Below are 11298 nucleotides of genomic sequence, written 5' to 3' on the forward strand. Positions count from 1 at the left end.
GGTGGTGAAGGCCATCAAGGCTCCGCCACCCGCCGCCTTCCTAAGCATGGAGCGGTATTCGGCGCCAGTGCGGGTGATGTAGTGTTCGCCGGTTTCTGCGCTGCGCTCGGCCACCTTGGCTGCCAGCAGCGAGGAGTTGGCTGCAAACAGGGCACGCAGGCTGCGCCGTTCCTGCCCCACCATCACCAAGTGCGCCATGAGGCGTGCGGCGGAGACCGCTGGTTTGGGCGACAGCAGGCAGTCGAGCAGCTCGCGCACACGCAGGATGCGCTCGCGCAGCTGGCGCAGGCGGAACACCAGCCCCACCGAGATGCCGTTTTGTTCAAAGTGGGCGTACACGGTGGCCGCTGCAGCGCGGCAGGCCTCCAGCCGCTCGCGCAGGCGCTGTGCGCATTCGTTCAGGCGGTCCGGTGTGCGCAGCGTGTGCAGCACTTCCACGCGCAGGCTCTCCACATCGCGGATAAGTGCATGGAACGGCTGGCCTTCGCGTGCGGCTTCGCTCATGCGCAGCCGCAGCTCGGGGGCAAAACCGGTCGAGAGGATCTGGCCTGCGCAGTAGGTGATGGCATCGAGCAAGGCGCGGTGCCAGAGAGTGGCGCCGCCCGAGGGGCCTTCGGCGTCGGTTGGCGCCAGTAGCCCGACCAGACAGTTGAGCTGGGCCTCGTCCAGCGCGGCCAGCCATTGGGCATCAAAGGCGCTGGGCAGCGCCAGCATGAACAGCTCGGACGCATCGATGGTCTCTGGGCTGCTTGGCAGCAGCTTGGTGCGCAGCCGCTCGGCCACTTCGCTGATCAGCGCCGTGCGGGGAGCAAAGCCAAAGTCGGCCAGCAAGGTGGTGATGTCCACTTGGTCCACCAGTGTGGACCACCAGGCCTGCAGCCGTTGCTGGGTGTCGGGGCGGGCGGCTACTGTGTCCAGGAAAAGCTGCACCCGCTCCAGCGATGCGGGCACCGAGTTGCGCTGGCCGCGCACCCATTCCAGGAGGTTGATGAGCCACAGGTGGCGGTGGGCCAGATCGGCTGCGGGGTCCAGCGCTGCGAGCAGGCTGGCCAAGTCTTTGGGGGCTGCGCCTATTTTCATCGCCGGGCCGCCCCAAGATGAAAAGCGGTCCCCTCGGGGGGCTGCGACCACACGGAGTGGGGAGCGTGGGGGCAATAGTTCTTCAATGGAGCACCCGTCCGCTCAGAGGGTTGCCTGAAGGGCCGTGGCCCAGCGCTTCCAGCACAAACAGGGGCACAGGGGTGCTAAAGGGCGCGCCATCTTCGGCCACGCAGTGGAAGGTGCCATGCATGGTGCCGCTGGCAGTGCGCAGCCGACAGCCGCTGGTGTACTGGAACGACTCGCCGGGTTTGAGCAGGGGCTGCTGCCCTACCACGCCGAGGCCCTTGACCTCTTCAGTGTGACCCCGGGCGTCGCTGATGATCCAGTGCCGGGAGATCAGCTGTCCAGGCTCTTCCCCGGAGTTGGTGATGGTGATGGTGTAGGCAAAGCTGAACACCCCGGAGTCCGGCGCGGACTGCTCGGGCAGGTATTCGGGCTGCACTTCCACGTCAAACTGGTGCTTTGGCATGGGCCGGATGGTAACCGTGCCGCCCTGTGTGTGGGTAATTCCAGGGCGGCAAATCCCCATTGGTTTGCGCTTTGCGACAATCAGGGCATGAGCCGCACATTCCAAATCGCCCCCTCCATCCTTTCCGCCGACTTTGCCCGCCTGGGTGAAGAGGTGCGCAACGTCATTGCTGCTGGCGCGGACTGGATCCACTTTGACGTGATGGACAACCATTACGTGCCCAACCTGACCTTCGGCCCCATGGTTTGCCAGGCCCTCAAGCCGCATGCCAAGACGCCTGCGGGCGTGGCCGTGCCCATCGACGTGCACCTGATGATCCAGCCGGTGGACGCCCTGGCCGCTGCGTTTGCCGACGCAGGGGCCGACTACATCAGCTTCCACCCCGATGCATCGGGCCATGTGCACCGCAGCATCCAGGCCATCCGTTCCAAGGGCGTCAAGCCCGGCCTAGTGTTCAACCCGGCCGAGCCGCTGGATGTGCTGGATTGGGTGATCGACGACATCGACCTTATCCTCATCATGAGCGTGAACCCCGGCTTTGGTGGCCAGAGCTTCATCGACTCCGCCCTGCGCAAGATCGAGGCAGTGCGCAAGCGCATCGACGCCTCGGGCAAGGACATCCGCCTGGAAGTGGACGGCGGCATCAAGGCCGACAACATCCGCCGCGTGGCCGATGCGGGGGCCGACACCTTTGTGGCGGGCAGCGCGATTTTTGGCAAGCCCGACTACCAGGGCGTGATCGACGCCATGCGCGTGCAGCTGGCTGCTTAAGTGCCGATGGAAGGCCGATTGAAAGCCGCTTGATGCCGTGCGGGGGTCGACCTCCGCCGGTGGAGTTACCCCAGCCGTTGAAACGTCAGCACAAACGCCACGCCACCCTCGGTGTTGCGGGCGTTGATGGTGCCCCCCATCTTCGCCATGTAGGTTTTGGCTACAAACAGGCCCTGGCCACGGTGTTCGCCCTCGCCCAACGGGGTGGGGCTGGCGGGGTCTGAGACTCCCAGCTCAAAAATCCGCTCCAGCAGGTCTTCGGCAATGGTCGAACCCTGGTTGTGCAGCGTGGCGCTGGCGGTGGATTCTGATGCGGTGAGCGTCAGCGTGATGGGGCTGCCTGTGGGGCGGTAGCGGTCGGCGTTGCGCAGGATGTGGGTCACCACGTCTTCGAGCGCAAACTCGTCGGCCCGCACGATCACTGGGCTCGGCTGGCTGATGCTTGGGGCGTACACCACATCCAGAATGCCCGCGAAGTGCGCGTTGTCGGCTACGTTGCGCAAGAAGGCATCCAGGTCCAGCCGGCCTTCAGGCACATCGGCGGCTTGCAGTGCCTCGGCGGGCGATGCGGTGCCATAGAGCACATGGATGGCCTGCTGCATGCGCTGCACATAGCGGTGGCCGGGGTCTTGCGGGCCGTTCAGTGCCATCAGCGATTGCAGGGGCGACATGATCTCGTGCCCCACGGCGTGCCACATGTCGCGCTCTTGCTGGGCGCGCAGTTGCTCGCGCTGCAGGTCGTCCTTCACGCGCTGCAGCAGGTCGGCCAGGCCCCCGGCCAGAATGCCCAGCTCGTCCGAGCCGCGCAGGTCCGACACGTCCAGGTCGCCCAGTCGAGGCCCGGTGTGGCCGGGTTGCACGTTGTATGACACCGCAGCGGCGCGGCGGGTGAGCGCCGTCACGCGGCGGATCAGGCCCACCTCCACCACCAGCCAAGCCAGCGCAATCGCACCCAGCATGGCTCCCAGGTACCACGACAGGCGCGTGGCTACAGCGGCCAGGCCCTGCTCCACGCCGCGCAGGTGGCCGGTGAAGTTCACCACGTAGTTGCCGGTGGGCGTGTCCAGAATGTCCAGCGCGGTAGGGGCCGCAGGCGTGGCCGCCGCCGGGCCTACGCCGGCAGCCTCCAGCGGCAGCCAGCGGATCAGGCGCAGCAGCCAGGGGGCTGACGGCTCGGCTTGCACGTCCAAACCTTTGAGGGTGATGGCGCTGGCCTCGTCGCTGCCCAGCTTGCGGATCTGCACCCGCTCGCCCGGCAACAGGCTGCGCGAGAGGTCGCCCAGCGATGCGGCCAGCTGCGCGCCGGGGGCGTCGCTGTCAAACAGCGCTGGGGTGTCTTCGCCCGGCGCCAGCATTTCCACCCGCACGCGCATCTGTCCCAAGTCCTCCGGCGGCCAGACCAGGCGCTCGTCTTTGCGGAACAGCGCTTCGCGGAACAGCTCGACGGGCAGGCGGATGGAGTAATGGGTGCGGCGCAGGCAGTCTGGGGTGGTGGTTGTGGGGACTGTGGTGGTGGCCTCGCCAGCAGCCGGGCTGGCCGATGGGGGCGGCAGGTCGCGGCACTGGCCGTTTTGCCACAGCCAGCCGCGAAAGTCGCGCACCGGCCGCGCACGGGCATCGAGCTGCGGCGTGCCGTTGTCCACAAACCCCGTGAGCCGCCCGCGCACGGCCGCATTCCCTTGCGGGGGCATGGCCTCGTACGGCGCAATCCAGCGGTAGGTGGCGCCGCGCATGTCAAGGGTGATGCGCGCCCGGTGTGCTTCGGCGGGCACCAGTGCGCCACGCTCGCGGGGCGTCAGCTCGCCTGCGTAAAAACTGCCCACCAGGTAGATGAAGCCGCCCGCATACGGGTTGTTGCCAATCGCCGCGCACACCGAGGCCCCATCGGGGTACTGCACCGAGCAGCCCGCCATCTCCACGGCCTGTTGCGACTTTTGCGGGTCGTCAAAGTCGATGGCCGCATAGGGCAGCAGCAGCGGTGCCAGCGGCGTCACGCCCTGGCCCAGGTGGCTGGCGTTGAGCAGCGCCAACTGGCCCGAGGGGTGGCGCAACCGTGCCATGACTTCGGCCTGGCTGCGCACAAAACCGTGCTGGTAGGCCTGCCAGGCGCGCTCTTTTTCGTCCTTGAGCACCACCACGCTCAGCGCCACCGTGGCCAGGGCCAGCAGCATAAACACGCTGCGCACCAAGATGCGCAAGCGGAATGCGGGCAGGCCCAGGCGGGGTATGTCGAGTGCAGGGCGGCGCAGCAGGCGCTTCATTTGCCGACCCAACGAAACCCGCGCATGGGCACGTTCTCAATGCCTTCAAATCCGGGGTCCACTTCGCGCAGCGCCTCGCGAATGGTGCTCACATGCTTGCGCACGTTGTCACGGTTGCGCCCGCTTTTCACCACCTCGAACAGTTCGTCGTACGACACCACTTCGCCGCTGCGCTGGTGCAGCGTGGCCAGGATGCGCTGGGCCGTCAGCGGCAGGTTGATGCGCTCGCCGCGCCAGGTGGGGGTGCGCTGCCACAGCGGGTCCAGCACCAGCGCATCGCCCGCCGGGGCAGGGGCTGCGCTGGCTGGGGCTTGTGCCTGCGTGGTGCGCAGGATGTCGAGAAAGGTCTCTATGAAATCGGCCTCTTCAAACGTGGTTTTCTGCAGGTAGTCCCACGCATCCAGCGCCTTCATGATGCTGCGGTAAATGGCCGCAGGCATGGCTGACACCACCAGCACCGGCGTGCCCTGGCGCAGCTTGTTGATGGCGTTGATGAGGGCCACGCCCGCATGGCGCTCGCGGCCCAGTTCGATGTCGAGCACCACCGCGTCGTAGTGCTCGCGGGCCAGCGCGGCCTCGGCCTCGTCGCGGGTGAACCACTGGTCGATGACGATGCCGCTCTTGGCGCTGCGTATCCACCCGGCCAACTGATTGCTGGTGGGCAGGTCGTCTTCGATCACGGCGATGCGGGTCATGGGCTGGGCGGGCAGTGGAGAGGTGGGCGGATTATCCCGGTGCGCCGCTTTGGGCGGTGTGAGTTTTTCTTCCGGGGCCGGAAGGTTCGTGCGGTCGGCGTGAGCGCATTGGGGGCTGCGCTGCATTGTTGCTTCCGGGGTGGATCCGAACAATCGGTCCTCAATGAGCAAGCCACAGCGGCGACTCAGAAACGACAACAACACCGAAACCACCTGAGAGAGAAACACTATGAAAGCCACCTGGAACCGCATCGTGCAGACCCTGAAGGGCCGTCGCTCCACCCCCTTGCCCGAAGCGGGCACGGAACCTGTGCTGGACGCTGATTTGCAAGGTATTCCCCCCACGGCCGCCACCGTGTCGGTCGCCCCGTTGAACTGGGCCTACCTGCTGCCCACCGCCCGCACGGTGCGCTGGCTGGCCGCTGGCGCTGTGGTGGCTGCAGCGGGCCTGATGGTGTACCGCAACCCCCCGGTGCAGCACCTGGCGCAAGGCGAGCTGGGCGTGCGCCTGAACCAGTTCACCGGTGCCGTGAGCCTGTGGCGTGATGGCAGCGTGTGGGTGGTGCCCGGCCTGCACACGGTGCGCGTGTTCTCGCTGCGCGACCAGAGTTACCGCCCCGAAGCCATGCGCCAGGCCACGGGCAGCGCGCCGCTGCAGTCGGTCGAAGGCCTGTCGCTGGGGCTGGACCTGAGCGTGCGGTATGCGCTGGACCCCAACTCGCCCGCCGTCAAGGCCGGCAACCTGCCCGACAACGTGGGCGCCGACATCGTCGAGCCCGCCGTGCAGGGCCTGGTCTACAAGGTGTTTGCCCGCTACACCGTGCGTGAAATCTTCTCGTCCAAGCGTGCCGAGATTGCGCAGATCATCGAGACCGATCTGCGCACCCGCCTGGCCGCTGATGGCGTCACACTGCGCAGCCTGCAGATTGGCAAGGTGGATTTGCCCGCCGAATACCGCCGGGGCATGGACAGCCTGCTGGCCGAAGAGCTGGCGTCCGAAAAAATGCGCTACACGCTGGAGCTGAAAGACAAGCGCGTGAAGGAGACCGAGCTGGACGCCAGTGCCGACAAGGTACGCCGCGAAGTCGCCGCCGAAGCTGCTGCCCGCGAGCAGGTCATCGCCGCCAAGGCCCAGGAAGAGGCCATGAAGCATGTGCTGCCCTTCAAGCAGCGCCAGATTGAGCAGCGCCAGCTCGAAGCCGAAGCCGAACGCGTGGCCCGTGTGAAGGCCGCCGAAGGCGCCGCCCAGGCCCGCCGCATCGAAGCCAACGGCGAGGCCGACGCCCGCCAGAAGCTGGCCGAAGCCGAGGCCTACCGCATGGACCGCGTGGGCAAGGTCAACGCCGAGCAAATGGCCCGCGAAGGCGCTCTGGTGACCAAGCACCCGCTGCTCATCCAGAAGACGCTGGCCGACAAGCTGTCGGACAAGATCCAGGTCATCATCGCGCCCCCGCCCACCAATGGCGACTTCATCGGTGCCGCGCTGCTCGGCGGCAACCGCAATGCCCAGGCTGGTGCCGCGCAGGCTGCGGCCGTGGCTGAAGACGCCACCACCACCCAAGCCGTGGAGCAATGAACATGAACGCCACCTTCGCAACTTTGCTGGCAGCCGTGACCAGCGCTGCAGTGACCGTGGCGGCGGAGGCCGCCCCCCAGCCATCGCCCAGCAGCCAGGGCAGTGCCATCGTGGTGCAAGACCAGGCCAGCCTGCGAGCCGCCCCGCGTGACGGCGCCCAGCAGCAGGCCAGCCTGTGGCAGGGCGAAGTGCTGGAAGTGCGCGGCGAGCGCCTGGACTACTTGCAGGTGTGGGACTACAAGCGCGAGCGCGGTGGCTTCATCCGTGCCAGCGATGTGCGCCGCGTGGCGTTGACCGAGGCTGAAGGCCCCGCGCTGCTGGCCGTGATGCGCTTTGTGCAGGACACGCCGGGCGCCGAGGCGCTAGGCATTGGCCTGACTGCCGCCTATCTTCAAGCCGCGCCCGCCAAGGCTTTGGCCGGTGTGGAGGGCGCGCAGGCCTTTGATGCCCTGGGCACCTTTGCCGACCGGCTGGCCCGCCGCGCCTCAGTGGCCGCGCCGGGCAAGGCCTCGGGCGCCACGCTGTCGGCCCACCTGGATGTGGCCAATGGCTACGGCGTGCGCTTTGCCACCTACGAGGTCGAAGGCCGCATGCAGGTCTGCTACGAGGGCGAGGCCTTTCGCCGCCTGCTGGCCATGCCCGTGGCCGATGCCGAGCAGCGCGCCCGCGCCGCCCTGGCCTTGACCCGCCCCGAATGCATCAACCCCGATCTGCCCGCGCACGAGCGTGCCAAGGTCACCACCTGGCAGGCCGAGGTGCTGGAGCGCGTGGACGTGGCCAGCCTGCCCGGCTACCTGCGCAACCGCGTGCAAATGCGCCGCGCCAGCGTGTGGGCTGCCGCCGCCTTTCAGCAGGCGCGCAAGAGCGCAGCCGATACCGCAGTGACCGCTGCCGCTGCCCGCGCGTTGACCGAACTCAGCGGCGTGAGCAAGGCCGATTTGCCCGACGAAGACCAGAGCGCCTACAACGACGCTGCCATGCGCGTGAGTGCCGTGCGCTGGGCCCTGGTGCCTGCTGCAGCGCCTGTCGCTACCACCGCCGGAGCACGCCCCACACTGCTGACAGAACCCGGTGCCCCTGGTGAAACCTGTGTGCTACTGGTGGACACACAGCACAGCGCCAAGGCCCCGCTGCTGCGCCGCTGTACCTACGGCGTGGTGTGGGCCGCATCGGCCAGCACCAACCGCGAAGGCACAGCCATGGCCCTGGCGGTGCAGCCCCTGGAAGGCTGGCGCGAGCTGTGGGTGCTGCGCAAAACCGAAGCTGGCTGGCTGGCCGACGTGCTGCCACCCGCTGCCACCACGCCCGAGACTGGCGTGGCCGAATGGGCGGGCTGGGTGCCCGGCGGCCAGCAGATGCTGGTGGCCCGCGAAGCCCGGGGCCAGGGCCGCTACCGCAAGAGCTTTGAGGTGGTGCGGCTCGACGGTCTGGCCACCGAGCGCGTGACGGGCGATGTGGCGGCGCTGCCCCTGTTCCAGCGCTGGCAAGACCCGGCCTGGAAGCGCCAGACGCTGAGCCTGCGGTGAGAGCAGGCTCGCGGAATAATCCAGGCATCTCTACCCACCACCAGGCACGATCATGATCATCGTTACCGGCCACGCCATCGCGCGCCAAGACACGGAAGCTGAAGTAGAGCGCTTGGCCGTGGAGCATGTCCTGCGTTCCCGCGCGGAGCCGGGATGTGTGTCGCACGAAGTGAGCCGCGATGTGCTGCAGCCGCTGCGTTTCGTGTTTGTAGAGCGCTGGAGCGACATGGCGGCCCTGCAGGCCCACTTCCGGGTGGAGGCATCGCGGGCGTTTGCGCGCGCCGTCACGGAACTCTGCGAAGCCAGCCCGCAGATGACCATCTACCAGGCCGAAGCCCTCCACACGGGTTGACGAGAACGGTGGCCGTGCGTGCCGCCACCGGCCCCGGGGGCGCTGGCACCCTTACCATGCATGGCATTCCAAACTTCTTCCTTGGCCGTTGTGAACTTTATTCCGCTTCCCCCGTCCTGCGTGGACGCTGCGATCATCGACCTGGACGGCACCATGGTGGACACGCTGGGCGACTTCAGCGAAGCGCTCAACCGCATGCTGCAGGACCTGGGCCTGCCGCCCATCGACGCGGGCTCCATCGAGTCCATGGTGGGCAAAGGCTCCGAACATTTGCTGCGTTCAGTGTTAAAACATGTGCTTCCGCGCGATGGCATTGATGATGTTGCTATCAAAATTGAAGAACTTTATCCTTCGGCCTGGGCCAGCTACCAGCGCCACTACCTCGCGATCAATGGCCAGTTTGCCGGGGTGTACGACGGCGTGGAGGCCGGGCTGCAAGCGCTGCGCGCCCGGGGGCTGCGCCTGGCCTGCCTGACCAACAAACCCACAAGTTTTGCGCTGCCCTTGCTGCAGTTGAAGGGGCTCGCCGGGTACTTCGAACAGGTGTTTGGCGGCGATGCCTTTGAGCGCAAGAAGCCCGATCCCCTGCCGCTTCTCAAGACCTGCGAGGCCCTGGGCACCAGCCCTGCGCGCACCTTGATGGTGGGCGACTCCAGCAACGATGCGCAGGCCGCGCGGGCGGCAGGCTGCCCTGTGGTGCTGGTCACCTACGGCTACAACCACGGCCAGCCGGTGCGGGCCGTGGATGCCGATGGGTTTGTGGATTCGCTGGCGCAGCTCGCATGAGCGCGCCTTGTCTGTCCTCTTTTTTCGCCTTCTTTCCTGTCAGGCCGTCAACTGGCGTGGCGCCACGGCGCGGTAGTCCAGCCGCGATGCGCTGGTGGTGCCACTGCGCGTGGGGGCGGGCGTGGCATCGCCTTGGCGGGCTGCATGGGCTGACAGCCGGAAGACCGCCACCGCATCCACCAGCTGCCCCGCCTGGGTCTTGAGGCTGTCGGCCGCAGCGGCGCTTTGTTCCACCAGGGCTGCGTTCTGCTGGGTGGCCTGGTCCATCTGGGTGATGGCCTCGCCCACCTGGCTGACGCCCTGGCTTTGTTCGCTGCTGGCGGCGCTGATCTCGCCCATGATGTCGGTCACGCGGCGGATCGAGGCGACCACTTCGCTCATCGTGGCACCCGCCTTGTCCACCAGGGCCGTGCCGCGCTCCACGCGTTCCACGCTGGTGCCGATCAGGCCCTTGATCTCTTTCGCCGCCTCGGCACTGCGCTGGGCCAGGCTGCGCACCTCGCCCGCCACCACCGCAAAACCCCGGCCCTGTTCCCCCGCTCGGGCCGCTTCCACGGCCGCGTTCAGCGCCAGGATGTTGGTCTGGAAGGCAATGCCGTCGATCACGCTGATGATGTCGGCGATTTTCTTGCTGCTGTCGTTGATGCCCTTCATGGTGTCCACCACCTCGGCCACGACATCGCCGCCCTGCTGCGCAACGGTGGATGCACTCATGGCCAGCTGGTTGGCCTGGCGCGCGTTATCGGCGTTCTGGCGCACGGTGGAGCCCAGTTGCTCCATCGACGCGGCAGTCTCCTGCAGCGCGCTGGCCTGTTGCTCGGTGCGGGCCGAGAGGTCGTTGTTGCCCGAGGCGATCTCGGTGCTGGCGGTGGCCACGCCCTCGGCGTTGTGGCGCACGTTGCCCACGATGGAGGCCAGACGCGACTGCATGGTGGCCAGCGCCTGCAGCAGTTGCCCGGTTTCGTCGTTGCCGCTGGCTTCGATGGGGTGGGTCAGGTCGCCGTCGGCGATGTTCTCGGCGGCCTTTTTGCCCAGTTGCACGGGGCGCACGATGGATCGGGTGACGGTGAAGGCCAGCAGCGCACCAAGCGCCACGGCAATCAGCGTGCCCACACCCAATAGCACCTGGCTGGTCTTGGCCAGCGCCGAGGTGTCGGCCTGACCTTCGGCGAGCTGGGTGCCCATGGCACGGCGCAGGTCGTCCAGCGACTTCAGGTATTTGTCGGCAAGCGGGCGCAGGTCCTTGTCCACCATGGCGGGCACGTTGGGCTCGCCGCCACGGTGCAGTTCGCGGATCTCGCCGAGTTTGTCGTTGTAGGCCTTGCGGGCCGTGGCAATGGCGGCGAGCAGCCCCCGGGCGTTCTCGCCCTGCACCAGGGCCTCGATGCGTTTGACCTTGGCCTCCATGCCCGTGGCGGTGGCCTGGGTGTCGGCCGTGAGCTTGTCCATGTAGTCGCGGTCGATGGCCTTGAGGAAGGCCTCGGTGCGTACCCAGTTCAGGCGGATGTCGGAGGCCCAGTCTTCCACCAGGGTTTGTTGCTCGATTTCCTGGGTGGCTACGCGCTCGCTGGCGTTTTGAAGGCTGGCAATGCGCCACATGCCGGTGGCCGCGATGAGGGCGGTGATGAGCAGGATGGCGCCAAACGAGGCGCCCAGGCGCAGGCCGACGGAGAGATGGCTGAGTTTCATGGTCATGTCAGGCGCGGGAGGGCTTTGAGTAGGGGGAGGGGGCAACTCAAACCGCGTTTTGCAGGTAGGGGC

General features: G+C 67.3%; 9 protein-coding genes and 1 pseudogene. 5 read left to right on the top strand and 5 right to left on the bottom strand.

All coding sequences use genetic code 11. The annotated features are described in order from the left end of the window. Positions 1-1080 (bottom strand): annotated as a pseudogene (locus DBR12_RS22820) (site-specific recombinase); the annotation flags it as partial. A gap of 82 nt (positions 1081-1162) precedes the next feature. Further along, complete coding sequence (apaG, locus tag DBR12_RS12265; protein ID WP_108617498.1) at positions 1163-1570, bottom strand: Co2+/Mg2+ efflux protein ApaG; 408 nt, start codon at positions 1568-1570, stop codon at positions 1163-1165. An 87-nt stretch (positions 1571-1657) separates the two neighbouring features. On the opposite strand from apaG, the gene rpe reads away from it, so the two are divergent. Further along, entirely contained in the window at positions 1658-2341 is a 684-nt protein-coding gene (gene rpe / locus DBR12_RS12270) for a ribulose-phosphate 3-epimerase (protein ID WP_108617499.1), read from the top strand. A gap of 65 nt (positions 2342-2406) precedes the next feature. On the opposite strand, the gene DBR12_RS12275 is transcribed toward rpe, so the two are convergent. Beyond that, positions 2407-4602 (bottom strand): HAMP domain-containing sensor histidine kinase, encoded by a 2196-nt coding sequence (locus DBR12_RS12275; RefSeq protein WP_108617500.1) that lies wholly within the window; start codon positions 4600-4602, stop codon positions 2407-2409. Then, the gene (locus DBR12_RS12280) at positions 4599-5297 is read right to left on the bottom strand and encodes a response regulator transcription factor (RefSeq protein WP_099731934.1); all 699 of its coding nucleotides are present in this window, start codon (positions 5295-5297) and stop codon (positions 4599-4601) included. The genes DBR12_RS12275 and DBR12_RS12280 overlap by 4 nt, the downstream gene beginning before the upstream one ends. 229 nt (positions 5298-5526) lie before the next feature. Here DBR12_RS12280 and DBR12_RS12285 point away from each other — a divergent pair, with 229 nt between their 5' ends. The 4 genes from DBR12_RS12285 to gph are packed head-to-tail and all read left to right on the top strand — an operon-like array spanning position 5527 to position 9537. Further along, positions 5527-6873: an SPFH domain-containing protein gene (locus DBR12_RS12285; RefSeq protein WP_108617501.1), complete on the top strand. Its 1347-nt coding sequence runs from the start codon at positions 5527-5529 to the stop codon at positions 6871-6873. A 2-nt stretch (positions 6874-6875) separates the two neighbouring features. After that, positions 6876-8399 (top strand): hypothetical protein, encoded by a 1524-nt coding sequence (locus DBR12_RS12290; protein WP_233244423.1) that lies wholly within the window; start codon positions 6876-6878, stop codon positions 8397-8399. 52 nt (positions 8400-8451) lie between these two features. Beyond that, positions 8452-8751 carry a putative quinol monooxygenase gene (locus DBR12_RS12295; RefSeq protein ID WP_108617502.1) on the top strand — a complete coding sequence of 100 codons (300 nt, stop codon included), beginning with the start codon at positions 8452-8454 and terminating at the stop codon, positions 8749-8751. Positions 8752-8811: 60 nt separating this feature from the next. Beyond that, positions 8812-9537 carry a phosphoglycolate phosphatase gene (gph, locus tag DBR12_RS12300; RefSeq protein ID WP_108617503.1) on the top strand — a complete coding sequence of 242 codons (726 nt, stop codon included), beginning with the start codon at positions 8812-8814 and terminating at the stop codon, positions 9535-9537. Positions 9538-9576: 39 nt separating this feature from the next. Here gph and DBR12_RS12305 read toward each other — a convergent pair whose 3' ends face one another. Continuing rightward, positions 9577-11226, bottom strand: a complete 1650-nt coding sequence (locus DBR12_RS12305) for a methyl-accepting chemotaxis protein (RefSeq protein WP_108617504.1) — start codon at positions 11224-11226, stop codon at positions 9577-9579. Between the last annotated feature and the right edge of the window lie 72 nt (positions 11227-11298).

It is taken from the genome of Acidovorax sp. HMWF029 (genome assembly GCF_003060895.1).
In the GTDB taxonomy this organism is placed as follows: Bacteria; Pseudomonadota; Gammaproteobacteria; order Burkholderiales; family Burkholderiaceae_C; genus Acidovorax.

Coding starts and splice junctions, on each gene's coding strand:
- rpe (WP_108617499.1), top strand. CDS start 1,658: ATGAGCCGCACATTCCAAATCGCCCCCTCCATCCTTTCCGCCGACTTT.
- DBR12_RS12285 (WP_108617501.1), top strand. CDS start 5,527: ATGAAAGCCACCTGGAACCGCATCGTGCAGACCCTGAAGGGCCGTCGC.
- DBR12_RS12275 (WP_108617500.1), bottom strand. CDS start 4,602: ATGAAGCGCCTGCTGCGCCGCCCTGCACTCGACATACCCCGCCTGGGC.
- apaG (WP_108617498.1), bottom strand. CDS start 1,570: ATGCCAAAGCACCAGTTTGACGTGGAAGTGCAGCCCGAATACCTGCCC.
- gph (WP_108617503.1), top strand. CDS start 8,812: ATGGCATTCCAAACTTCTTCCTTGGCCGTTGTGAACTTTATTCCGCTT.
- DBR12_RS12305 (WP_108617504.1), bottom strand. CDS start 11,226: ATGAAACTCAGCCATCTCTCCGTCGGCCTGCGCCTGGGCGCCTCGTTT.
- DBR12_RS12290 (WP_233244423.1), top strand. CDS start 6,876: ATGAACGCCACCTTCGCAACTTTGCTGGCAGCCGTGACCAGCGCTGCA.
- DBR12_RS12295 (WP_108617502.1), top strand. CDS start 8,452: ATGATCATCGTTACCGGCCACGCCATCGCGCGCCAAGACACGGAAGCT.
- DBR12_RS12280 (WP_099731934.1), bottom strand. CDS start 5,297: ATGACCCGCATCGCCGTGATCGAAGACGACCTGCCCACCAGCAATCAG.